Consider the following 25596-nt stretch of genomic DNA (forward strand, 5'->3'; position numbering starts at 1 on the left):
AGATGCATTTAGATGCATTTTTTAAAAGTGGTGCACCCATAACTTATTAATTTACGATTATTCCCCGGTTATACTTAGCTTTTGTTGCCTGACCGCCTCTGATATGCCTTTCAGCTTTATTTTCATCAAGTACTTCCCTTACATATTTTGCAAGTTCAGGGTTTATGCATGAAAGTCTTTCAGTAACATCTTTATGTATTGTATTTAGTATTGGTGTCGGTTTTATCCTCAGGCGGCATCAGGAACGTGCCGGACAATAGAACGGGGAAGCTTACCCCTTCCAAGTCTTCATTGATGTTGAAATGCACATAAATTTCTTCAGTAGACATAACCCGGATCTCCTTGATGATTTTCTTCAAATCGGTATTGTCTATGTTTTCCGTAAATTTAAAATTGTCAAAGGCCTCAATAAACTTCTTAAGGCTGTCCTTAATCTGCCTGTTAAGCTCTCTGGTTTTGTCCGTGCTGTTAAGCTTAAAGGAAAGCCTTTCTATTTCGGCATTGATGGGAATCATGTCCTGCTTTGCTTCCTCCATGGTAATCAGCCCGTCCACAGCCAGCCTTTTGAGCCGTTCACGCTTGCTCTGCAATTCCTCAAGCTGTTCCCTGGCTTCATCAAGGTCATAGCCTTCATTTTCCCTGATATATTCTCTAACCAAGGTGTTGCACTTACGCTCCACAGCATCAAAGAAGGCGGCCTTATCCTTTATAAGATAATTGAAGAGCCTGTCCAAACCGTCTTTGAGCCAATCTTCATTTACCCTGACGTACTCAGACTCACAGCGGTTTTTCCCATAGGCGCTTCTTTTGGAGCAGGTCCACCAGACATACAATGGGCTGTGTTTTGAATGCCTTCTCTGATAGCGCCGGAAGGAAAAGCCGCATGACCCGCACTTAATCAAATTGGAAAACAGGTGCTTGTCGCTTCTCCGGGTAAACGTACCCTCATAAGCTTCGGCGTTCAGTTTCATCTGCTCCTGCGCCTTATAGAACTGCTCGTCTGAAATTATGCGGAATTCCGGTCTTTCAACGATATACCATTCGCTTTCAGGGTTATTTGCCCTTTTGTTCGTGAATATATCAATGCTGCTCTGCTTCCCGTTGATTACGCGGCCGATGTAAATTTCGTTTTTCAGCACTTTGCCGACAGTATTCTGCGACCAGTTGCAGTTGGGCTTGCCGTCCTTCAGCTTTTTGGTCTTTACCCTGTTCTGATACAAGTATGAGGCAATCCTCGCCATGCCCCATTTTTCCTCCGTATAGAGGTCAAAAATTCTCCTGACCCATTTGCTTTCTTCAGGATTAGGCACAAGGGTATATCTGTCGATCCTGTCATAGCCGAAAACAAAGTTGGGCACCCGCCCTTTTTCCTTGCCGGGCTGCTTGCCGAACTTAACCTTCTCGGAAATGCGCTGGGATTCGTTCTCGGCAAGCATCGCCATCAGATTTAAGGTAAAGCTGTCGATATCCTTACCCTCGCCCATATTGACAAGGTGCAGGCTAACCCCGTATGAATTCAGCTCCCTAGTAACGGTGATAAAGTCAAGAGTGTTTCTGAAAAGCCTGCTGATGTCCTTTACATACAGCTTCTGGAATTCGCCCCGTTTGGCCGCTTTGCGCAAACGCTGCAGGTCTTTCCTGTTTTGCATTTTTGTAGCAGACTTGCCCTTGTCGCAATATATGGCTACCAGCTCATCGCCTCTACTAGGTATGTAGCTCTCAAAAAATTCACGCTGGTTTTCCAGGGAGCTTTTTTGTTCTTCTTTATCTGTACTGACTCTGATATAGGCGGCAGCCTTCATCTGAATCATCCTTTCTGTTACGTTTGTTCGCACTCGGGTGGTGAATTATAACGAAGTGCGTCTACTCCGTCAATGAGTCAACTAAACTCTCATTGCCCCGGCTCGTAACATTGGTTTGATTTATGGCTTCGACTGCCGAATTTATAATGCTCCTTGCAACTCCAAAGGACAGAGCCTCCAATATCAGGTCTAAGATGGCAGGATCAAGACTCTCATTTGTGATATTCATTTGTGCTTGTCCCATCTCCCCACCCCCAACCTTGTCTCTATGTTTAATGTATATTAATGAAGGGGTGGTTTTATTCTCTGATAAACTTACTGCGTTACGAGTTTTCTTTTTTTCACTGTCAAGGTTATTGGCTGGAGGTAGCACATATCCCGATCCTCTATGTCCTTTATAACAGATAACTCTTAGAAATGAGGCTAACCATACGGAATTGTTGAAATTTATTAACACACATAAAACAGTCCAAATATCCAAAATAAAAGCTGGCAAGCATTTTTACACCTACCAGCCCTTAAGATTAACTATGAAATTACATTCTCTCTTGAGAGGTATATATGAAACTTACTTTTTAAAATATAAACTTCCGAAGCCTATATTTATGTTTATATTTAACTCACATTTACTCTCATATTGAAATTCCTGAGTACAGATAAATATGAAGCCTTTTCAAAGCTAAGATAAAAATGATTCAAGCTGTCCATGTATAAAAATAGCCCGCATTAGATATATCCTGTTTTTCAGAGAATATCTTTGCGTTCTCGGATATTTTTATTGAGATATGGACATATGCATGATAAAATATTATTTAAATTTAACAGAATTGTGCGAGGTGAAATGCATGGCCGTAAGTTACAAAAAACTTTGGAAGCTATTGATTGATAAAGACATGAAGAAAAAGGATTTACGTGCAGCAGCTGGAATCAGCCAAACGTCCATAGCTAAATTAGGTAAAAATGAAAATGTAACAACTGATGTGCTTGTGAAGATTTGCAAAGCTTTAAAATGTGATATTTCAGATATTATGGAAATTACAAATGACGAAGATTAGTAACTGTACGGTTATATAGACAATACTTTTGAATTATCTCAGGCGGGGGTGTTTCTGTGGAAGTATTCAATAATATAACGAAAATTGTCAAGGATGACTTAACGCAGGTTATCATGCCGGGAAGCCGGATTTCTGTTGCGGCTGCCTGTTTTTCAATTTATGCCTATAAGGAATTGAAAGCGCAGCTGCAGAAAATTGATTCCATGCGGTTTATCTTTACATCCCCCACGTTCGTCGCCGAAAAATCGCCAAAAGAAAAGCGGGAATTCTACATTCCACGATTACATAGGGAACGCAGCCTTTACGGGACAGAATTTGAAATAAAGCTAAGGAACGAGCTTACCCAAAAAGCTATTGCCCGGGAATGTGCGGATTGGATTCGCAAAAAGGTAACCTTCAAATCAAATTCCACCAATTCCGGGATGAGTGGATTTCTTAACATACAGACAAACGACCAGCAGCTGACTTACCTGCCGATAAACGGGTTTACAACTGTTGATATTGGCTGCGAGCGCGGCAACAACATCTATAATATGGTGAATAAATTTGAGGCTCCCTTCAGCAGTGAATATATCCGCCTGTTCGACAGCATATGGAACGATGAAAGCCGTCTTCAGGATGTGACCGAAGAAGTAATCGAATCCATATCGGCTGTTTACCAGGAAAACCCCGCCGAGCTTATATATTTTATGACCCTATATAACATTTTCAGCGAATTCCTTGAGGATATTTCCGAAGATATGCTGCCCAATGAAGCAACCGGTTTCAAAAACAGCGTTATCTGGAACAAACTCTACAGCTTTCAGAAAGACGCCGCCCTGGCAATCATTAATAAGCTGGAGCAATTCAACGGCTGCATACTGGCGGACAGTGTGGGCTTAGGCAAAACCTTCACAGCCCTCGCCGTAATCAAGTACTATGAAAACAGGAACAAAAATGTCCTTGTTCTTTGCCCTAAAAAGTTAAAGGATAACTGGCTAACTTATCGTGGTAATTTAATCAACAACCCGCTGGCCAAAGACCGCCTGCGCTACGATGTTCTTTTCCATACCGATTTGTCTCGCGAACGAGGTGATTCTGTTATCGGCTTGCCCCTCGACCGTATCAACTGGGGCAACTACGACCTCGTCGTTATCGATGAATCCCATAATTTCCGCAATGGCGGCGCCGTATCAGGGGAATACGGAGAAAAAGAAAACCGCTATCTCAGACTGCTCAATAAAGTCATCCGCCCCGGCGTAAAGACAAAGGTTTTAATGCTCTCCGCCACCCCGGTGAATAACCGTTTTTATGACCTGCGCAACCAACTGGCCTTAGCCTACGAGGGGAAGTCAGAGTTAATCAATGAAAAGCTGAACACCAAAACAGACATTGATACTATTTTCCGGCAAGCTCAAAAGGTATATAACGCCTGGAGCAAGCTGCCGCCTGAATCCCGTACAACGGCTTCCCTGCTTAAGCAGCTGGATTTTGACTTTTTTGAAGTTTTGGACAGCGTAACCATTGCCCGCTCCCGTAAACATATCCAGCGCTACTATGACATATCCGAAATAGGCAGTTTCCCGGAGCGCAATAAACCGTTATCCTTGCGACCCAAACTGACAACGCTGAACAATGCCATCAATTATGAACAGATTTATGAACAGCTCATGCAGCTTAATTTGTCCATCTATACGCCAACAAACTATATCCTCCCCAGCAGGCTTGGCAAATATATCGATATGGATTCAAAACACAGCAGGCAGCTTTCGCAAAAAGGGCGCGAGGAAGGCATCCGCCGTTTGATGAGCATCAATCTGCTTAAGAGAATGGAAAGCTCGGTGCATTCATTTAAGCTGACTGTAAAACGCATCTATGAACAAATACATTACACTCTGGAGCTGATTGACAGCTTCCGGTCCGGCGAGGAAGTTACCGTGCAGGATGTTCATGACTTTGGCGAACTTGATCTGGATGATCAGAATATCGATATTATCAACGTCGGCAGAAAATTTAAAATTGATTTGCGCGATATGGATTATCTCTCCTGGCAGCGGGATTTGTCTGCCGATCTGGAAGTTTTGGAACTCCTGATTTTGATGATTGAAGATATTACTCCGGAGTATGATTATAAACTGAATGAGCTTTTGCGGGTTATCGAGAAGAAAATCACAAAACCCATTAATCCGGATAATAAAAAAATCATTATCTTTACGGCCTTTGCCGATACGGCGGAGTACCTGTATGAAAATGTCAACCCTTTCGTAAAGAACAAATTCGGACTGGACTGCGCCCTGATTACAGGGTCAGTTGAGGGAAGAACCACCATACCAAAATTCCCTGCCGATATGAATACAATTTTGACCTGTTTTTCTCCAATTTCCAAGGAGAAGGACCTGGTAATGCCGAACAACCACAACAATATTGATATTCTGATTGCCACCGACTGCATTTCCGAAGGACAGAACCTGCAGGACTGCGACTGGTGCATCAACTACGACATCCACTGGAACCCGGTGCGCATTATTCAGCGTTTCGGTCGTATTGACCGTATCGGCAGCAAAAACAAGGTGATTCAGCTCGTTAACTTCTGGCCGGATTTAGCACTGGACGACTACATAAACCTGAAAGAACGCGTGGAAGCGCGGATGCGGATTTCCGTAATGACTGCCACCGGCGATGACGACTACATCAACCAGGACGAAAAGGGCGATCTGGCCTACCGTCGGGCACAGCTTGAAAAACTGCAGAATGAAGTGGTTGACCTTGAGGACATGACCACAGGCATTTCCATTATGGACCTGGGGCTGAATGATTTCAGGATGGACTTGCTCTCCTATATCAAAGAGCACCCTGATTTAGACCGGACTCCCTACGGCATTCACGCCGTGATACGGGGAGAAAAGCCCGGAGTAATATTTATCCTGAAGAACGTGAATAAAGCCATAAACATTGAAAACCAAAACCGCCTTCACCCTTTTTACATGGTATACATCGGGGATGACGGGGAGGTCATCTGCAATCATTTGGAGCCGAAAGCCACCTTGGATATTATGCGCCATCTCTCCCGGGGCAAAACAAAACCCGATATGGAAGCCTGCCATATTTTCAACCGGGAAACCAACGACGGCAGGAAGATGGATCGCATATCCCAGCTGCTCCGGCAGGCAGTGTCCTCAATCATAACCGTTAAAGAAGAAAAAGATATAGACAGCTTTTTCGGGAATGGTGAAACTACCTTCCTGACCGGCAACATCTCCGGCCTTGACGACTTTGAACTGATCTGCTTTATGGTGGTGATGGGATGCTGAATTTCCCCAGTAAAGCCTTTGTCGGGCGAAACATGCCCAAAGAAGCATTTTATAAACATCTCAACTTAAGCAGCGAGCTTAGAGAAAAATTCGTTTCCGACGTAAAACGCCTGGTTCTGGAGTACAAGCTGTCGCCGGATACTTTAAACCTCGAAAAGAACGGAGAGATTACTGAAATTCTTGTACTCTCCATTGAACTGAAAAAGCAGGAGCTTGACTACCGGCTGGTGGAAAGCATAGCCCGGCAGAACGCCCATAAGCTGCTTTTCCTGCTCAAATTCCAGGAGCAGGGACAGCTCGCGCTTTATTACGGCAAGCTTTACAAAACAGACTGGATGCTGCTCAAAGACCTAGGGCTGGAAGCCAGAGGGCTAAATCTGGACAGCATATGGGAAGGGTTTATTGAGCAGATTGCCCTGCAGGAAAATATTGTTTCATCCTGCAACAGCCTTACTGTTGACGAAAAATTAAAGAAGCAGGATACAATCCTGAAACTGCAAAAAGAAATTGACAAACTGGAACGCTTATCCCGCAGCGAAAAGCAGCCTAAAAAACGTTTTGAACTGTTTACCCGCCTTCAGGGTTTGAAGAAAAAATTAGCTGAGGAAAAAGGAGAATGAGCATGGACAGGCTGAAAATGCACTCTGTAAACAAAGTGGATGAAAATATCAAAAAGATTACGGAACTGTTTCCCAATACTTTAACCGAGGTCATCAAAGGCTACAGGGATGACGGGACTCCCATCATCGAGCGCGCCATTGATTTTGACGTGCTGCGGCAGGAGCTGTTAAATGTCGTGGTGGAAGGCCCTGAGGAGCGCTATCAATTCACCTGGCCGGATAAAAAAAAGTCCATTCTGCTGGCCAACGCCCCCATCGCAAAAACCCTGCGCCCCTGCCACGAGGAAAGCGTGGATTTTGACAAGACTGAGAATCTGTATATTGAAGGCGACAATCTGGACGCACTCAAGCTGCTGCAGGAAACTTACCTTGGAAAGGTGAAGATGATCTACATAGACCCGCCATACAATACGGGCAATGACTTTATCTATGAGGATGACTTTGCTCAGAGTGCAGACGAGTATCTTGAAAACAGCGGGCAGTTTGACGAGGACGGCAACCGCCTGGTGCAGAACACCGAAAGCAACGGCCGTTTTCATACCGACTGGCTGAATATGATGTACCCGAGGCTCAAGCTGGCAAAGGATTTGCTGAGTGATGATGGGGTTATTTTTATAAGCATAGATGATAATGAAGTGGAAAATTTGAAAAAGATATGTAATGAGATATTTGGAGAAAAGAATTTTGTATCAATCATTAATTGGAAAGGTAGAGGAGGTAGACAAGACAGCAAATATTATGCAGTTATTCATGAGTACATTCTATGTTATGCTAAAAGAATTAATCAATTTGTAGCTGGAGAAGAAAGAATAATTGGTGGCAACTATCCAAAATATGATGAAGTAAAAAAACGCTATTATAAAACTCAATTAGCAAGAAAATGGGGGTCAAATAGCCGTCGCAGCGATAGACCTAATCTATTTTATCCAATAATAGCTCCCGATGGGACAGAGCTTTATCCAATGTTATCTCCTACGGAAGAAGGACGTTGGCGTTGGGGAAAATCACGCATGGAAAAAGAACTACAACAAGGTAATATTGAGTTTTCTTATAGCAATGGACAATGGGTTGCATACGAAAAAATCTATGCACCACTTGAAGGTGAAGAAAAAACAAAAAAATATAACACATGGATAGATGACATTGGAAATGGGACAGATGTAATAAAAAAACTTTTTGGCTCCGCAGTATTTGATTATCCAAAATCACCTGAACTTTTATCGAAATTTATACGAATGGCAAATGTAGATGACGACGACATCATTCTCGATTTCTTCTCCGGCTCTGCTACCACCGCCCATGCAGTCATGCAGCTAAACGCCGAAGATGGCGGCAACCGCAAATTCATCATGGTGCAGCTCCCTGAGCCTTGCAACGAAAATTCCGAAGCCTACAAAGCAGGCTATAAAACCATCGCTGAAATTGGCAAGGAGCGCATCCGCCGGGCAGGCAGAAAGATACTGGAGGAGCACCCGGAGCTTGCCAGAAAACTGGATATAGGTTTCCGCGTTCTGAAGGTGGATTTCAGCAACATGGAGGATGTTTATTACAGGCCGGACGAATACACTCAGGATTTACTCTCCTTCCTGACAGACAATATCAAGCCCGATCGCACCCCTGAAGACTTGCTGTTCCAGGTTATGCTGGATTTGGGCGTGCTTTTATCCAGCAAAATCGAAGAAATGGTCATCGGCGGCAAAAAAGTGTTTAATGTAGCGGACGGCTACCTGATGGCCTGCTTTGACAAAGACGTCACCGATGAGGTGGTTAGGGAGATTGCCAAAAAGCAGCCCTATTACGCTATTTTCCGTGACAGCGGCATGGCCAGCGACAGCGTCGCCACCAACTTTGAGCAGATTTTTGAAACCTACAGCCCGTCAACGGTGAGGAAGGTTCTGTAAAAAGGGGGTGACACAGTGAAATTTCAGTTTAAAATCCAGCAATACCAAACAGAAGCCGTAAACAGCGTCGTCAATATCTTTACAGGGCAGCCCTTTTCCGACCGGGTCAGTTATGTACGTGATTTGGGCATTAACAAGAAAAACCAGTATATCCAGGTATCCTTGTTTAATGAGCCTGAATCTCCGGATGACGATGCTACCATCGGCTTTGAAAACGCCCGGCTTGTTCTGAGCCCCGGGCAGCTTCTGCAAAACATCCGCAACATGCAGGCCCGCAACAACATCAAGCAGTCCGAGACTTTGGTCAGCCACCTGGGGGCCTGCAGCCTGGACGTTGAAATGGAAACCGGCACAGGCAAAACCTATGTCTACATAAAGACCATTTTTGAACTGAACAAGCGGTACGGCTGGAGCAAGTTTATTGTGGTTGTTCCTTCCATTGCCATCCGCGAAGGGGTATATAAGACTTTTCAGATTACCCAGGATCACTTCATGGAGCATTACGGCAAGAAAGCCCGGTTTTTTATCTACAACAGCAGCAATTTAACAGAACTTGACAATTTCAGCGCAAGCAGCGGCATAAATGTCATGATTATCAATATACAGGCCTTTAATACTTCCTTGAAAGAAGATGCCAGGAGCAAGGAAGCCCGCCGCATTTATGAAAAACTGGACGAATTCGGCAGCCGCAGGCCTATTGATGTTATTAAGGCCAACCGCCCCATCCTCATTCTGGATGAGCCGCAGAAAATGGGCGGGGATAAGACTCAGAAAGCGCTGGCTAATTTTAATCCCCTGTTCTGCCTGAACTACTCGGCCACCCATGTCCAGCACCATAACCTGGTCTATGTCCTGGATGCGGTGGATGCTTACAATAAACGGCTGGTAAAGAAAATCGAGGTCAAAGGATTTGAAGTCAAGAATCTCAGAGGAACCGACAGGTATTTGTTCCTTGAGAATATCATTATCTCACCCAAGAAGCCGCCGATGGCCAAAATTGAACTGGAAATCAAATACCAGAAATCAATCAACCGCGAGACACGCATTCTCGGCGTGGACGATGACCTTTATTTTGTATCCAACGAAATGGAACAGTATAAGGGATACCATATCAGCGATATTGACCCCATACGCGGCACGGTAACCTTTACCAATGGTGTGGTATTGTCCCGGGGAGAAGTTATCGGTGATGTTTCAGAAAAGGACCTGCGCCGGATCCAAATCCGGGAGACCATTATTTCGCATTTTGAAAAGGAAAAACACCTGTTTGAACTGGGAATCAAGACTCTTTCCCTCTTCTTTATCGACGAGGTGGCCAAGTACCGTAAGTATAACGAAGCAGGGGAAGAAGTCAACTCCGAATACGGGGAAATGTTTGAGCAGGAATATGTAAACGTGCTGAACGATTACATTACTCTGGAAGATACGCCTTACATCCGTTACTTGAAAAGCATTGATCCCCATGAAACTCATGCTGGATATTTCAGCATTGACAAGCACGGCCGCAAGGTGGACAGTCCTATCAAGCGGGGAAGTGATGAAAGCGATGATATTTCCGCCTATGACCTGATTCTTAAAGATAAAGAACGCCTCCTAAGCTTTGAGGAACCGGTGCGCTTTATTTTTTCCCACTCGGCCCTGCGGGAAGGCTGGGACAACCCCAATGTTTTTCAGATCTGCACTTTAAAGCATGGCGGTGCAAGCCCCACTCAAAAACGCCAGGAAGTGGGCCGCGGCCTGCGCCTGTGTGTAAACCAAAGAGGAGAGCGGATGGACATGGAAAAGTGCGGCGATTCCGTCCACTCCATCAACGTGCTGACGGTTATCGCCAGCGAAGGCTATAAAAATTTTGTCGCCGATTTGCAGACCGGTATTAAAGAAGCCTTGTATGAACGGCCCACAAAAGCAACAGTGGAATACTTTACGGGCAAGACCGTTATGGTCGGAGAGAAAACGCATATGCTTAATATGCAAGAGGCCAGGGACATCTACCGCTATCTCATTAAGAACGATTATATTGACAACAACGACGGCATTACAGAAAGCTACCGGACAGACCTGGAAAACAACCGGCTGGCTCCGCTGCCTGAATCCCTCGCACCCTTTGGGGAAAGTGTGCATCAGCTTATCCGGAGCATCTTTGACGAAAGCGTCTTAAGCAGGATGATAGAAAACGGCAATAAAACCAAAATTCCGGAAAATGCCCTCAACGAGAATTTTTACAAGAAGGAATTCCAAACCCTTTGGAATTATATTAACCATCAGTATGCCTACACAGTCGAGTTTGACAGCCGGGAACTAATAGAAAAAGCCATTAAACATATCAATGAAAACATGTACGTTTCCCAGCTTCAATACATGGTTACCGTCGGCAGGCAGACAGACGAGCTGGACGGAAACGCTATTGCCCTCGGAAACAGCTTTGTCCGGGAAAATGCCAGGACGGAAACCCTGAAGCACTCCGAAACAAGCCAGATTAAATATGACTTGATAGGTAAAATTGCCGAAGGCACTACTCTCACCCGCCGCACAGTGGCGGCCATACTGGCAGGTATTGAAAAGCCGGTATTTGCCTGCTTCAAGCAGAATCCTGAAGAGTTCATTGCCAAAGCAATACGCTTAATAAAAGAACAAAAGGCTACCATGATTGTCGAGCATATTTCTTATGATCAGATTGAAAAGCAGTATGACAGCAGTATTTTCACCGCTGAAAAGGGAGCAAGTGATTTTACAAAAGCATTCCGGGCCAAGAAAAACATCCAGGATTATGTATTTACAGACGGAACCGCTGAAAAGAGCATCGAACGCCGCTTTGCAGAAGATATGGACAAAGCCGACGAAGTCTGTGTCTATGCCAAGATACCGAAAGGCTTTGCCATTCCTACTCCGGTGGGTAACTACTCGCCGGACTGGGCGATTGCCTTTTATGAAGGTACGGTAAAACACATTTACTTCATAGCTGAGACCAAAGGGACAATGGAAAGCTTGAACCTGCGTCCTATTGAACAGGCAAAAATAAAATGTGCCAGAAAACTTTTTAACCAACTATCAACAAGCAAGGTCAAGTATCATGATGTGGACAGCTACCAAAGTCTGTTAAATATTATGGGTAAGCTATAAATATGGCTTATCTGAAATTAGATAGAATCGAGGTGTGACGATAATGGAGTCAAATATTCAACCAAAAATTTCATTTGCTTGTGACTTCATTTTATATGGAGTTTGATGATAAGTTATTGCCATTCAAAAACACAACTTAGAATTAAGTGGAATTTGACTATGGGGCTGTATTGGATACGACCATTTTCTTGCTTAAAACTTGATGAACGATACAGAAGCTACTTGACACAAGACGGCAATCCTTATTTTATAGACATTGTAAAAATTTCAAATTTAAAGCAGCTTCCAAACGCTAAGTAAGAAGCCAAAACCAGTTAATTCTTTGTATATCATGAGCAGTAATGTGACAAAAAAGGGCCATCCACATTTAACACATCAAATGGAAATGGCTTCTTACTTAGAACATATTAATGCTTCACCTGCATATATTGATTGGGATGTTGATGATGGCGTTATTGAATTTCTGCCAACAATGAAATCAGACATCACTCTCCGGTACAAGGGTAAAACCCTCATTATTGACACCAAATATTATGAACACACGATGCAGGCAAACAGCTTTTACAATAGCCGGACGCTACATTCTCACAACATGTATCAAATTTTTACTTATGTGAAAAACATGGATACCGCCAATTCTGGCAATGTAAGCGGCGTTCTGCTTTATGCAAAAACGGATGAGGAAATCGTACCGGACAATGATTATATGATGAACGGCAATCGCATAAGTGTTAAAACTCTTTTAAACCTATTTTGGCTTGTTTTGGAATATGTATAGCAAGAAATACTGACGCATCACAACGCAAATAAAAAAGCACCACAGGTTTTTAACCATGTAGTGCCCTAAAAAATAGTTGTAATTGCATTCTATTTTTTCAGTTTAATTAAAAATCCTCATGTGATTTTAGATTTCCAACTGCTTCAATGCCATCCCGATGAGTTTATCCGCATAATCGGCCATGAACATCGGGATATTCAGCAGATCATCGTCCAGCCGCAGATTGTTCAGTGAAAATCGGACACGCAGCTTGACCTTGTCACCGTATTTCTCTTTAAACTTCTTCAAACTTCTGCTTTCCACATTGCTCTCCGATTTTACCTCTACGGGCAAAATATCGTTTTCTCTCTGAATCAGAAAATCCACTTCATACCGGGGATTGTCCATTGCCCAATATCGCGGCATTGCTTCAAACTGGTTTCTCAGAGCCTGCAGCACATAATTCTCGCTGAGCGCCCCCTTAAACTCAACGAACAGGCGGTTGCCTTCGCTGAAAGCGGAAGGCGCCAAAAGGGACAAACGTCGCAGCAGCCCCACGTCCACCATATAAAGCTTGAAGGCAGACAAATCGTCATAAGCAGAAATGGGCAGCCCCGGCGCGCTGCTGCGGTATATCTTATAAGTCAGGTTAGCATCGCAAAGCCATTGCAGTGCGTCCTCGTATTCTCTGGCCCGGGCCCCTTCCTTGACAGCCTTATAAATGAATTTTTTGTTTTCCCTGGCAAGCTGGGAGGGTATTGACTTCCAAATCAATGATATCTTGGGGAAATCCTTAGGGTCCGGATGCTTGGCAAAATCCCTCTCGTATGCCCCCAGGATATTGGAAAGCACCTGCTGCATCAGCTCGACGTCCCGGTCTTCCGTCCAGGACCTGACAGACTCAGGCATCCCGCCGGTCACAAAATACATTTTGAGCTTTTCATAAAGTGGATTGAAGAATGCATCCGGAACAGCCTCAATCCTGTCCAAGCTGTCCATATAGGCAGCAAGATTGCCGTCGCCGTTGGCCATTAAAAATTCGATAAAGGTCATAGGCCCTATTTCCAAAAAGTCCACCTTGCCGACAGGAAAAGAGGCCGGCTTTGACAAGGCAATGCCCAAAAGTGAACCGGCGCAGGCCACATGATAGTGCGGCGTGTTTTCGCAGAAGTATTTGAGCGTATTCAAAGCATTAAAACATTCCTGAATCTCATCGAAAACAATGAGCGTATCCTCAGGCTTATCCGGCTTGATTGTCTGACCGCTTGCCATCATCAGGTTTTGCAGGATGCGTTCGACATCCTTTGTGTTTTCAAAAAACTGCTTGTATTCCGGGTGTTCGTCAAAGTTGAAATACGCAATATTTTTATAATAACGCCTGGCAAACTCCTTGAGCGCCCATGTCTTGCCCACTTGGCGCACGCCTTTCAAAATCAGTGGCTTGCGGTGCCTGGAGTTTTTCCACTTCAGCAAATCCTTCATGATCAGCCTTTCCACAATGTCACCTCCAAAATATCATATTTTTATACATATTTCGCGTCAAATAATCACACTTTTATAAATTATTATAACCGCACGCTCTGTATTTAGTCAATATGTCACATTATTATTTGGTTTTTTGCGAGTTTAATCACATTTTTATATATGATCTGAGGCGTATTGTTTGACCTGTCAACATTGGATGATTGAATGGTCTATTGTCGGTCACAAGAATGCATGAAAGGGTCATATTAAAACCTGTCTTGCTTAAAACAAAGGCAGGTTCTGTTATCCATAGACTCTATGATCATCTACTATCATTCCATACAATACATTTCATCCTCTCAGGCGGCGTACTCAAACACCCAGTGCAACCGACACCAATTCTTAACACGGTATGTACAGTAGATTTAGAGATTCCGAACTTTTTGGCTGCAGCCCTGACGGTACTTTTGTTTTCGATAATAAAATGTGCCAATTCAATGGCTCTTTCTTCAATATATTCCTTCAACTGCCCAAACCCCCTTTTTGGAACCACTGTTAAATGCATATTATTTTGTAAAAACATATATGTATTAACCTGTCTCAATATTAATGGTTTATAAACATTTTGTATTACTACAGTATATATATGCCTGTTTATTAGCGCTTATGAGTAGCAATATGGAGGAATATACTTTAAATATATTTACGGATTACTTGTGTATTAATATATAAGTATAGTAAAATAGTATTATAATCAGGCTAACTGGTAGAAAAATCAAATAGGATCGGGTGATAATTAATTATACGATGAATAAATCAAACACTTTAAGTGAATTGATCGGAAAAATTGAAGAAAATCCGGTTATTGCCGCTATAAGGAAAGATGAGGATATTGAGTATGCCGTTAATATGCCTATAACGACAATTTTTCTTCTTAGAGCGGATATTTTTAGTATAGAAAGAAATGTACAGAGAATCAAAGAGAATAATAAAAATGTGTTTATCCATATTGAACTATTGGAAGGACTTGGTAAGGATAACAGGGCTATAGATTATATAGCAGAAGTTATAAAGCCCAGTGGTATAATTACTACCAGGACAAGCCAGGTAAAGTATGCAGAGGAGAAAGGCATATGTACAATTCAGCGTTTTTTTCTGGTAGATAGCCAATCTTATGAAACAGCAATTAAATCCGTCCACTTGATAAAGCCTGATATGGTAGAGATTATGCCTGCAGTAATGCCTGAAATTATCAATCGTTTTTGCAGAGATGTATCCCTACCGGTTATTGCAGGTGGTTTGATTGATAGTAAAGAGGATATAATTGGTGCCCTTAAAGCAGGTGCATTGGGAATCTCTACAGGCAAAAAAGAGCTTTGGGGGTTGTAACATAGCAAATTCTCTTTTGATGGAACAAGGCTTTATAGATACCTTATCGCCTACCTTACCTTATCACCTACCTTACCTTACGTTCATAAAATATTCACAAATAATACATATTATTTTCATAATTTTATCATATTTTTTTTCTATAATATGTTTCTGTAATCATTAAAGTTTTTGAAAGTATTAAAATTGTTAGAAATATTGGGAGGTTGATAAGGTGAATACAGGACTCAAAGCAGGTTTGAGAGGAAAATTTTATAACGTATTTTCAAAAAAGAAGCTTTTAATTTTTATACTGGCTATTGTAGTAGGAGTATCAGGCTTCTTTGTGGTGCGGGGGATGGTTATGAAAGCCTCGGCAAAAGATAACATTGAGTTGCGTACTGCTGTAGCCAGAAGAGGCAACATTAGTGTTACAGTTACGGGGTCGGGACCAGCTGCGTCTTCATCTAAAAAGGATGTTACTGCCAGTGTTAGCGCAACTTTTCTTAAAGCCTATTATAAGGATGGGGATGAAGTAAAGGCGGGCGACCTTCTTTTTGAGTTGGATGACAGTACTTATCAGGCAAATGTCCGGCAAATTGAACTTAATCTGAGTCAGGCAAGGCTTACATACGAAAAGGTACAAAAGGAAATAGCAAATCTTAATATGGTTGCACCCTTCAGCGGAAGAGTAACATCCATATCTGTAAAGGAAGGGGACTCAGTTTCATCAAATACTGCAGTGTTAACATTGATAGATGAATCAAAACTTAAAATAACACTCCCTTTCAGGAATACTGCTATAGAGAAAATACAGATAGGTGAGAGGGCGTCGGTTTATCTAAAAGATACTATGGAGGTAGTATATGGTACGGTAACATATGTTGAAGAAAAACCGTATTCTATGACAAACGGAGGATTGGCATGCAATGTAGAAATAACGTTAGATAATCCCGGTGCGCTGGAAGAAGGGATTATAGCCAGTGCACAAATTGAAACAGGAGGAGATGCAATATCCAGCCTTGAAAGCGGGACGTTGGTATATATAAACAAAACAGTAATGAAAGCTGAAACCAGTGGAACCGTAAAAGAAATACCAGTAAGGGACGGCCAGTTTGTCAACAGCGGGACAACACTTGTGGTTTTTGAAAATGATGAACTAATCTTGAACAGAGAATCAAATAGCCTTAAGGTTAACGATTTAGAGAAACAGTTGGAAGAAGCCCGGAAACAACTTGGTAACTGCAAAATATATGCGCCGATTGACGGTGTCATTATCGACCAAAAGGAGCTTGTAGAAGGGGATCAGGTAAAGATAGGAGAAGTTTTGTGTTCGGTTATTAATCTTAATAATATTGAATTTGAAATATCTGTTGATGAACTTGATATTCCAAGGATAGCAGTCGGACAAAAAGTAGATGTAACTGTCGACGCAATAGCTGAAAACTCAGGACAGAGTTTTACCGGCGTTGTAAAGAAGATTGCTTCTCAGGGTTCAACACAAGGGGGAGTCACAACATACCCTGTTACCATAGAAATATCGGATCCAAAGGGAATCAAGGAAGGTATGAATTGCAACGCAAGCATATTTGTTATTGAAAAAAATAATATTTTGTATATTCCTATAGAAGCTGTTACCAACATTGGAGGAAGGGCAATGGTATTCGTTAGAAATGATGGACAGTTGCAGCAAAGTGCTGTAGTACCCGGCGATTTCATGCAAGGTAATCAAGGTAATTGGGGGAGTAGGAGAGGGCTGCAGGGAAGTAACCAGGGAAGCAGCCAGGCAAATAACCAGGGAGGCAGCGAGGCAAGCAGCCAGGAAAGCAACGTAGAAGAAAGGTCTACTGATTCAAGGTTTGCAAATCGCATTGCAAACCAGAACCCAAACCAGGCATTCAACAGTTCCGATAATCAAAATGACAACCAAAATGACCAAAATAATGTTAGAAGTAACAACCGTACAGGTGAAGGAGCTTCTGCTTTAATGGAGAATTTTCTAAGGAGAAATACCACATTGGATCCAAGAATTGCCGATTATTACAAGGATGCAGTACCTGTATTTATTCAGACGGGTGTAAACAACGAAACATATATTGAAGTAGTAAGCGGACTCCAGGAAGGAGATGAGGTAATTCTCCCGCCTATATTCCAGTCACAGAACTCTTCCGGTTCTAAAACTACAAATCCCATGGGAGGCTTTGGCGGTTTCGGCGGCTTCGGTGGCGGGTCTACGGTGGTGCCGGGAGGTACCGGAGGTACCGGAGGAAGAAACTTTCAAGTGCCCAATGTTCGTGATAACCAGGGTTCCGGCACAAGAACGAACTGATAACCGGAGGGATTTGATATGCTAATAGATATATGCAATGTAAGTAAAATTTATCAGATGGGTAAGAACAAGGTCAATGCTCTTAAGAATGTCAGCCTTCAGATTGGTTCGGGGGAATTAGTAGCTATCATAGGGCCTTCAGGTTCAGGAAAGACGACATTAATGAACATATTGGGCTGTCTTGATACTCCTACCGAGGGCACATATAAGTTGAATGGAAGGGGAGTCATCAATATGACCGACAGCCAGCTGGCAGATATACGCAACAGGACAATAGGATTTGTCTTTCAAAGCTTTAATTTGCTACAAAGACTTACAGCACTCGAAAATGTTGAACTTCCACTAATATATAGAGGAATGGGGGCAAGGGAGAGGCATAGGAGAGCTTTAGCGGCATTAGAAAGCGTCGGCCTTGCAGACAGGGTCCACCACAAGCCTTCCGAGCTTTCCGGAGGGCAGCAGCAAAGGGTTGCCATTGCCCGGGCTCTTGTAAGTGAAGCACCAATTATATTGGCAGATGAGCCTACAGGTAACCTTGACACCCACTCAGGTGCAGAAATTTTACGGATATTAAAAGAATTAAATAACAATGGAAGTACGGTTATTTTGATTACCCATGATAACAATATTGCAAGTAATGCAAAAAGAATTGTTAGGTTACAGGACGGAGAAATTATTGAAGACAAGGAGGTGAACTGATTTGGGAATAGTCCAGGCATATAAAATGGCGATAAAGAGTATCATGGGAAGTAAACTGAGATCGTTTCTTACAATGCTCGGAGTTATTATCGGTGTCGGGGCAGTTATCGCAGCAGTGGCATTAGCCCAGGGGACCACAAAAGGTATTACTGATACTGTCCAATCCCTGGGGACCAACTTAATCCAGATTACCATCACGGGAAGGAATAGCAGCAGGGATATTACATATGTAGATTTAAAGGAATTTGCCGATCAAAATTCTGATTATATATTGGCGTTGTCACCACAAGTTTCAGGCAGCTTTACGGTAAAAGTGGGAAGAACAAGCCGAACAGTGAGTGTAATAGGGACAAGTCCGGAATATGAAATTGTAAGAAATAGGCATGTCCAGAGCGGAAGATTTATTTTGCAGTATGATGTTGATTTCAGGCAAAAGGTTGCAGTTATAGGAACCGCTGTTGCAAAAACTCTATTTAAAGATTTAGACCCTATTGGCGAAAGTATAAAAATAGACGGGCAACTATTCAAAATAGTTGGAATTCTCGAGGAAATAGACGGAGGACAGGAACAATCAAACGATGACCAGATCATAATTCCTGTTACTACAGCGCAGAGGTTTATGAGAAATGCAACAATAAGGAACTTTGCTCTTGAAGTAACAAAACCGGAGTATGTAGAAGGTGTAATGGAAATGATCAATTCGCTCTTATCACAGTATTATAGGGATAACACTTTTTACAGGGTATTTAATCAAGCACAAATGCTATCTACGCTTGGTACGGTTACTGGTATGATGATGATAGTATTGGGCGGAATAGCAACTATTTCTTTGGTGGTAGGAGGCATTGGAATAATGAATATAATGCTGGTATCGGTCACTGAAAGGACAAGGGAAATAGGGATACGAAAAGCAGTAGGAGCGAAAAAAAGAAATATCCTTGTACAGTTTTTAATAGAAGCGCTTATGGTTACAGGAATTGGAGGCATTTTAGGCGTCATTTTGGGAATTTGCGTTATCCGGTTTATATTAGGAGGGTTTAATATTGTACCGGAAGTATATTCTATTCCATGGATTATATTTTCTTTTGGAATATCTATTATTGTGGGTATTATATTTGGAATATTCCCGGCCTATAAAGCCGCCAACCTCAACCCCATAGAGGCCCTAAGGTATGAATAACGAAGAGTAATTAATATGGAGGTGCATTAAACAATGAAAAAAATTGTAGCTTTAACACTTGCGGTGATGATGATTGTATTTTCCTTTGCAAGCATTTATGCAAACTCTAGTGGTTCTAACGGTGTATTTGATGATATATTCAGTGATATAGACAAAGATGCCAGTTATTATGAAGATGTCGCCCGTCTTTCGGCGCTGGGAATCATAAATGGCAATGGGGCAGGGCAGTTCAGGCCAAATGAACTGTTAACCAGGGAGCAGTTTGCTATTCTAATGGTCAGGGCATCAGGGCTTGAAGAAAGGGCAGCGTTATTAAAAGGGTATACTGGTTTCCCTGATGTTTCTGCAAGCAGGTATTCCAGCGGGTATATTAATACAGCGGTGAAACAGGGGTATATTGCGGCAATGCCTGACGGAAAGTTTAATCCGGAACAGCCTATCACCTATGCCCAGTTTTTAACAGCATTAATAAGGGCTTTGGGCTATAAAGACGAAGATTTAGGTGGCATATGGCCTGGAAATTATATTGAAAAGGCAAAAAGCATCGGATTAGTGGAAGGTTTCGAGTACGGCAACAATGATGCTATTCCAAGGTGGGCCGCGGCAAAGTTAATTAACAGGTTTTTGGATACTGAAATGAAGGAGTCTGCTACATCACAGCAAGCTAAAACCTTTGGAGAGTTTTCAGGAGTATGTTCCAATCCTGAATGCATTATTCTCGGCAACTCAAATACTTATAACGGCATTGAAGAAAACCAGGTACTTACCGATAAGGGGATTTTCTACCTTAATGCCAACATGCTTAAATACGGCAGTACCGGATTGGAACCGGGCAATAAGTACAGGCTTACTATTGTAGACGATAAAGTTGTATGGGCATCAACCCCTCTTAATGAAGTAAAAAGAATAACGGTTATTTCTGCTACAGAAAACAAGGTAAACTATTACTTGGAAGATAAAAGTCCGGGCACTATAATTTTATCTGAAAAAACTAAATATTATTACAAAGGTGGAATACAGGGATTTGACACTGTGAAAGGCATACTTCAGCAAAATTCATCTATAGTGTTTTCCTACAATACAGATAAAAACGGGTATGAATATGCAGTAATTTTCGACCCTATATATAGCAATCCTGAAGTAAAAAGGGATACTGAACCTTGGAACACATCCATAGGTTCAGTTAACATTGATTCGGCAAGTATTCCGATTATAAAAAACGGTGAAGTAATTTCCATAAAGGATATCAAGTATGGAGATGTTGTGTATGAAGTTACAGATATATGGAGAAATCATAAGTATATATCAGTGCTGGACAAGAAGGTATTCGGCAGTATAACCGGTATTATCCCAAATATTATGGCAGCAAGTGCACTGGAATTGGACGGTAAAACCTATGACTTAAGCAGCAGTTTTAATAAAAATAAGATTGATGGAAGAAAAGGCTCATTTACTATAGGAGACAGTGTTATTGCCCTTTTAGGAATAAATGGAGAGATTATAGATATTCTGCGTCCGGACGGGGTTACGGCTTCGAAATATGCTTTTGTATTGAATTACAGTACTTTGATTCCTGCATCCGAGAGTTTAAAGGATACAACCTATACTGTCAAGCTATTCCTTGAAGATGGCTCAAAAGTAACCTATTACACTAATACTGATCCTTCCGGAATGAGAGGTAAATTTGTAAAATATGCAAGAATTGACAACCAAAAAGTTTCATTGGAATTACAGGATGATGTTAGTGACGATATGAAAAATACCTTTACTTCTGCGCCGGGTTTTTACAGTGAGTGCATAATTTTGGGCAATTCACGTATATTTGATTATCTTTCGGAAAACCAGGTAATAACCGATGTTGGTATATTGTATAACATTAGTAATGAACCGGAACTTGAACTTGGGAACAAATACAGGGCAGTAATTGATGGGGACAGTATTCTAATGGTAGATAGAAAGCTGAAATCCCTTGAAAAGGTTACGGTCAATTCTGCAATTGATACCTATATATCAGGAAAGAAGCAAGGCAAACTTACGGACATGGTTCTTCCTCAAAAGACGGTTTATTATTATAAAGGAGTGAAGCAGGATTACAACAGCCTTAAAGATATTTTGAATGCAAATTCATCCATAATATTTGCATATAATGATGATAAAACAGGGTATGATTATGGGATTATTTTTGACCCTGTATACAGTAAGCCGGTAGTAAACAGGTCCGGCTATACTGTAACTACAAAAGTAGGTCCGATAGAATTGTCGATTAGTGATACAATTCTTAAAAATGACAAGATTGTAGAGAGCTCAGAAATTTACTATGGGGATGTTGTTTATGAAGTATCGGATATCTGGGGCGGCAATAGATACATATTGGTCGTGGACAAAAGAGAAAGTGGGGTTATTTCCGCAATAAAACCAAATATTTTGTCGCCACAGTATATTCAAATAGACAATGTCACTTATCAATTTGATAGAAATATGGATTTTTCAAAAATTAATGGTAGGAATGGCTCAATGAAAGTCGGAAACTATGTAACCTTGTTGTTTGGGCATGATGGAAAGGTTGTGGATATTTTATAGTTATATTATTGGTTGCCTATCATTAATGCCATCTTAAGCTGCATTATATTACGTTTAGGTGTGGGAAAATAGAGGAGGGAAGTAAAAAATCTTATCTGTTATTTTTTACCTCTCTCCTCTCTCTTTATAAAAAAGTTGTTAATTGTAATTGTAAAAGACAGTAATTAAATATAAAATGAATATATAAGGAGATAAGGAGTTGAGTAAAAAATGCAATATAGATATTTAGGGAATCCATGCAGGAATTTCTGTTTTTTAGGTGCAATAAAGATTAATGACCCAAAGGATGGCCGTGAAAAGGTGGTATTATCATCTTTTGTTTCTGGAGAAACGGGAGGATTGGTGTTTATTGATACTGAATCAAGAGAAGGAGAATGGATAGAGCTGCCGGGGGATGAAGGTGCATGGGCTCTTTTTCTATATAACAATGAAAAATTACTGGTAGGTACTTGCGGGACGCGGGGATACCTTCATTGCCTTGATTTAAAAAGCAGGACATGGGCAGAACCTTTGAGAGATGAAAATGAAACATATATTTGGAACCTGGTGCAGGGTTCGGATGGTATGGTATATGGAGGAACTTACCCGGGGTGTGTATTATTACGGTACAATCCTCAAAAGCATATACTTGAAAATTTGGGCAAAGTGTCAGAGCATGAAGGAAATATGTACAGCAGAATGGTATATGGGGATGTTCCGGGGAAAATATTTATTAATTGCGGCATGAAAAAATCTCATGTAGCAGCCTGGGATATAGAAACTTGTACTGTTAAGGAGTTTGGTAAAGAAGGAGCAATAATAAAAGAAGCAAATGCAGATTTTGTATGTACGGAAACAAGAGGAGAGCTTGACTTTTACCACCCTTATACTCTTGAACCTTTATGTAAAGACACATATGCCAGCAAACTTGAAAAACTCCTTAAAGACCGGAATATTACCGACGACAGGATACCTTCAGACAAGGGTATAGGAAGAATGTTGAAGCTAAAAGAGGGAAAACTTTTTGGTATAAGAGGACAGGAATATTTTATATTAAATAAAAACGACAGACATTTAAAACTGGAAAGAATACCTGTTGAGGCTCCGGCTACAGGTATACTGACCATAACCTCAGATCCGTACAACCGGATATGGGGTTCCAGTAATTTTGGTCAGACAATATTCTGCTACAATACTGATGACGGTAAATACTGGAATTCTTCTACTGTAACCAATAACGGCGGTGAAGTATACGGGATGAGGTGGGCAGAAGGTAAGTTATTCATGTCCTGCTATGCGGGTGGAGACCATGTGGTTTATGATCCGGAAAAGCCATGGGATCAGATAAACAACATAAATCCAAAGACTTTAAAATCAGTTGCTCCTGAATTAATCAGGCCCCATGCCAAAAGTATTATAGGCCCTGATGGGGCATTCTGGACGGGATGGACTGCAAGGTATGGCGTATATGGCGGCGGGCTTTCCCGTGTAGATACTGGTACATTGGAAGTAGATTCCTGGTATGACCCAGTACCCGGACAGAATATTGAGTCGTTAGCAGCAGGAGACAAATACCTTTACTTTACTACAAACGGCTGGGGAAATGGACTGCCTGAAAAAGTTGAGCCTTTCTACTTGTGTGTATGGGATACAAACGGCAGGATTGTATGGAAAATGAAATTCTCTGAAGGGGAAAAGCCGGGTAAAATAGGTATTATTGGGAGCTACGGCCTTATAAGTATAAATGATGAAATCCGGGTGTTTGACTGCCGTTCAATGGAGTTTATAAATACTATAAAGGTAGGAGGACATTGCTCCTGTATTATAGAGTATAACGAAGATATTGCAGCTGTATTTTGCGGTAAAGATATGTATTTTATTAATCCTGCCAATAGTAAGATGGAACATGCCATTGAACTCCCTGGCTATGTTGGTACAGCCACCATTGGTCCTAAGGGAGAAATTTATTTTGCCTGTAAAACGAAATTGTATAAGGTAGTATAGAGTTAAGAACTCGGGATAATAGTGCAAAAAAGTGAGGTGCTATAAAAATGAAAATAGGATATTCTTGCGTTGACATAACACCAGATTTAGGTGTTGAACTAAGCGGTTATGGATGGTTCCCCGGCAGAAAGGCAGAAAGAGTGCTTGACAGCCTTTATGCAAGGGCGGTGGCGTTTGAGGATGAAGATAATAATAAAAGCATGCTGTTAATTAACTGTGATCTTGTGGCCATCGACCGGTCTATTACCGATATTGTAAAACAGCAGATTTCTGATGAGCTTGGTATTGATAAAGCAAGTATAATGATTGTCTGTACACACACACATACCGGACCTGCAACAGGAAAACTGATAGGCTGTGGAGAACCGGATGAAAAATACCTGGATTCTTTACCCGAACTCCTTGTAAATGCCGGTAAAATGGCATATGGAGATTTAAGAGATGTGAGGCAGGCAAAGAGCATAGTAAGATCAATTGAACCTATAGGATTTAACAGGGTATTACGCTCTGATGGCCCTGTTGATAATAATGTACGTGGTATTGCATTTTATTTTGATGAGGGAAGACCTCTTGCCCTGGTAAGCTATGGCTGCCATCCTGTTACCCTTGGACCGGTAAGAGATATTTCCGCGGACTTCCCCGGAAGAATGGTAAAAGCCTTAAATAAAGAGGGATTTGACGCAGTATTTTTAACCGGTTTCTGTGGAGATATTGATCCGGTATCAAACCTTAAAAAATGGGGATCCGGCACATCGGAGGTAATTGATGAATATGGCAAGCGAATAGCGGATGGCTTTATTAGAGGTTTATCAGGGTGTGAACCCATGGGTGATTTGCACCTTGATGCATTTGATATAAATATAAAACTTAAACTGCAGCAATATAACCACGAAGACATAGATAAGTATGTGGAATATTTTTCGCAAAAGAAAGATGAAAATCCTGGATTGTATAGGGTTTCACAAATATGGGCCGAAGAAATAAAAAGGCAGCTTAAGGAAAATGCCGATCCATATATTGAGTCTCTAACTATTCAGGTTTTCAGAATAGGGGATGTGGTTTTGGTTGGATTCCCGGGTGAAATATTTACGATGCTTGGCACAATTGTAAAAGAGGCTGTACCACATATGAATATAATAACAATTGGCAATGCGAATACTTCAATGAGGTATATTCCGACTCGGGATGACATTGAAAATAAGGGATATGCAGGATTTCTATCCTGTTTACTGTACCTTAAACTACCTCTTGAACCTGGTGAGGGAGAGAGGATGGCTGAAATGGTGGCAAAAGTTTTAAAGGAACGGTTATAGATGCTTAGGTTTCTAGTATAATTTCTAGTTATAGTTAGTGTTGGTTTATAGGGAGTATCAAGAAATTACAGTGAATCTAGAGAAATAAAAAGCAATATAAAAATAACCAGCCATTATATTTTTTTGACTGGTTAT

At 41.6% G+C, this 25596-nt stretch carries 18 protein-coding genes; 13 read left to right on the forward strand and 5 right to left on the reverse strand.

What is annotated here, in order from left to right; translation table 11 throughout:
* Nucleotides 1–46: 46 nt before the first annotated feature.
* From HPY74_01980 to HPY74_01990, 3 genes are all read right to left on the reverse strand, one after another.
* Nucleotides 47–232 (reverse strand): sporulation transcriptional regulator SpoIIID, encoded by a 186-nt coding sequence (locus HPY74_01980; protein NSW89444.1) that lies wholly within the window; start codon nt 230–232, stop codon nt 47–49.
* Nucleotides 192–1802 (reverse strand): recombinase family protein, encoded by a 1611-nt coding sequence (locus HPY74_01985; protein ID NSW89445.1) that lies wholly within the window; start codon nt 1800–1802, stop codon nt 192–194. Before HPY74_01985 ends, HPY74_01980 begins: the two co-directional genes overlap by 41 nt.
* A 61-nt stretch (nt 1803–1863) precedes the next feature.
* Nucleotides 1864–2046 carry a hypothetical protein gene (locus HPY74_01990; protein ID NSW89446.1) on the reverse strand — a complete coding sequence of 61 codons (183 nt, stop codon included), beginning with the start codon at nt 2044–2046 and terminating at the stop codon, nt 1864–1866.
* A gap of 601 nt (nt 2047–2647) precedes the next feature.
* On the opposite strand from HPY74_01990, the gene HPY74_01995 reads away from it, so the two are divergent.
* From HPY74_01995 to HPY74_02020, 6 genes are all read left to right on the forward strand, one after another.
* On the forward strand, nt 2648–2857 hold the full coding sequence (locus HPY74_01995) for a helix-turn-helix transcriptional regulator (GenBank protein ID NSW89447.1): 210 nt from the start codon (nt 2648–2650) through the stop codon (nt 2855–2857).
* A gap of 56 nt (nt 2858–2913) precedes the next feature.
* A complete protein-coding gene (locus HPY74_02000) occupies nt 2914–6147 on the forward strand; it encodes a DEAD/DEAH box helicase family protein (protein ID NSW89448.1) in 3234 nt (1077 codons plus the stop codon).
* Nucleotides 6141–6767, forward strand: a complete 627-nt coding sequence (locus HPY74_02005; protein ID NSW89449.1) for a DUF4391 domain-containing protein — start codon at nt 6141–6143, stop codon at nt 6765–6767. The genes HPY74_02000 and HPY74_02005 overlap by 7 nt, the downstream gene beginning before the upstream one ends.
* Nucleotides 6768–6769: 2 nt before the next feature.
* Nucleotides 6770–8668: a site-specific DNA-methyltransferase gene (locus tag HPY74_02010; protein ID NSW89450.1), complete on the forward strand. Its 1899-nt coding sequence runs from the start codon at nt 6770–6772 to the stop codon at nt 8666–8668.
* 15 nt (nt 8669–8683) lie between these two features.
* Nucleotides 8684–11788, forward strand: coding sequence for a DEAD/DEAH box helicase family protein (locus tag HPY74_02015; protein ID NSW89451.1), 3105 nt, complete (start codon nt 8684–8686; stop codon nt 11786–11788).
* Nucleotides 11789–12131: 343 nt separating this feature from the next.
* Entirely contained in the window at nt 12132–12566 is a 435-nt protein-coding gene (locus HPY74_02020) for a hypothetical protein (GenBank protein NSW89452.1), read from the forward strand.
* Between the two features lie 126 nt (nt 12567–12692).
* Here the strand turns inward: HPY74_02020 and HPY74_02025 are convergent, their stop codons facing one another.
* Together HPY74_02025 and HPY74_02030 are read right to left on the reverse strand one after the other, a co-directional pair.
* Nucleotides 12693–14042, reverse strand: a complete 1350-nt coding sequence (locus tag HPY74_02025; protein ID NSW89453.1) for an ATP-binding protein — start codon at nt 14040–14042, stop codon at nt 12693–12695.
* A 289-nt stretch (nt 14043–14331) separates the two neighbouring features.
* A complete protein-coding gene (locus HPY74_02030) occupies nt 14332–14535 on the reverse strand; it encodes a sporulation transcriptional regulator SpoIIID (GenBank protein NSW89454.1) in 204 nt (67 codons plus the stop codon).
* Between the two features lie 281 nt (nt 14536–14816).
* On the opposite strand from HPY74_02030, the gene HPY74_02035 reads away from it, so the two are divergent.
* The 7 genes from HPY74_02035 to HPY74_02065 all read left to right on the forward strand — a co-directional run bounded on the left by HPY74_02035 (nt 14817) and on the right by HPY74_02065 (nt 25461).
* The gene (locus tag HPY74_02035; GenBank protein NSW89455.1) at nt 14817–15398 is read left to right on the forward strand and encodes a glycerol-3-phosphate responsive antiterminator; all 582 of its coding nucleotides are present in this window, start codon (nt 14817–14819) and stop codon (nt 15396–15398) included.
* 214 nt (nt 15399–15612) lie between these two features.
* Complete coding sequence (locus HPY74_02040; protein NSW89456.1) at nt 15613–17706, forward strand: HlyD family efflux transporter periplasmic adaptor subunit; 2094 nt, start codon at nt 15613–15615, stop codon at nt 17704–17706.
* Nucleotides 17707–17724: 18 nt separating this feature from the next.
* Nucleotides 17725–18405, forward strand: a complete 681-nt coding sequence (locus HPY74_02045) for an ABC transporter ATP-binding protein (protein ID NSW89457.1) — start codon at nt 17725–17727, stop codon at nt 18403–18405.
* A gap of 25 nt (nt 18406–18430) precedes the next feature.
* Nucleotides 18431–19585 carry an ABC transporter permease gene (locus HPY74_02050; GenBank protein ID NSW89458.1) on the forward strand — a complete coding sequence of 385 codons (1155 nt, stop codon included), beginning with the start codon at nt 18431–18433 and terminating at the stop codon, nt 19583–19585.
* Nucleotides 19586–19618: 33 nt separating this feature from the next.
* Complete coding sequence (locus HPY74_02055; GenBank protein ID NSW89459.1) at nt 19619–22165, forward strand: S-layer homology domain-containing protein; 2547 nt, start codon at nt 19619–19621, stop codon at nt 22163–22165.
* 210 nt (nt 22166–22375) lie between these two features.
* Entirely contained in the window at nt 22376–24148 is a 1773-nt protein-coding gene (locus tag HPY74_02060) for a hypothetical protein (protein NSW89460.1), read from the forward strand.
* Between the two features lie 47 nt (nt 24149–24195).
* A complete protein-coding gene (locus HPY74_02065; GenBank protein ID NSW89461.1) occupies nt 24196–25461 on the forward strand; it encodes a neutral/alkaline non-lysosomal ceramidase N-terminal domain-containing protein in 1266 nt (421 codons plus the stop codon).
* Nucleotides 25462–25596: the final 135 nt, after the last annotated feature.

Source organism: Bacillota bacterium (genome assembly GCA_013314855.1).
GTDB lineage: Bacteria > Bacillota > Clostridia > Acetivibrionales > DUMC01 > Ch48.

What these genes read in the sequence shown, in the direction of transcription:
- HPY74_02050 (NSW89458.1), top strand. Translation starts at nt 18,431, where the DNA reads ATGGCGATAAAGAGTATCATGGGAAGTAAACTGAGATCGTTTCTTACA.
- HPY74_02055 (NSW89459.1), top strand. Translation starts at nt 19,619, where the DNA reads ATGAAAAAAATTGTAGCTTTAACACTTGCGGTGATGATGATTGTATTT.
- HPY74_02065 (NSW89461.1), top strand. Translation starts at nt 24,196, where the DNA reads ATGAAAATAGGATATTCTTGCGTTGACATAACACCAGATTTAGGTGTT.
- HPY74_02010 (NSW89450.1), top strand. Translation starts at nt 6,770, where the DNA reads ATGGACAGGCTGAAAATGCACTCTGTAAACAAAGTGGATGAAAATATC.
- HPY74_01995 (NSW89447.1), top strand. Translation starts at nt 2,648, where the DNA reads ATGGCCGTAAGTTACAAAAAACTTTGGAAGCTATTGATTGATAAAGAC.
- HPY74_01985 (NSW89445.1), bottom strand. Translation starts at nt 1,802, where the DNA reads ATGAAGGCTGCCGCCTATATCAGAGTCAGTACAGATAAAGAAGAACAA.
- HPY74_02060 (NSW89460.1), top strand. Translation starts at nt 22,376, where the DNA reads ATGCAATATAGATATTTAGGGAATCCATGCAGGAATTTCTGTTTTTTA.
- HPY74_02035 (NSW89455.1), top strand. Translation starts at nt 14,817, where the DNA reads ATGAATAAATCAAACACTTTAAGTGAATTGATCGGAAAAATTGAAGAA.
- HPY74_01990 (NSW89446.1), bottom strand. Translation starts at nt 2,046, where the DNA reads ATGGGACAAGCACAAATGAATATCACAAATGAGAGTCTTGATCCTGCC.
- HPY74_02045 (NSW89457.1), top strand. Translation starts at nt 17,725, where the DNA reads ATGCTAATAGATATATGCAATGTAAGTAAAATTTATCAGATGGGTAAG.
- HPY74_02005 (NSW89449.1), top strand. Translation starts at nt 6,141, where the DNA reads ATGCTGAATTTCCCCAGTAAAGCCTTTGTCGGGCGAAACATGCCCAAA.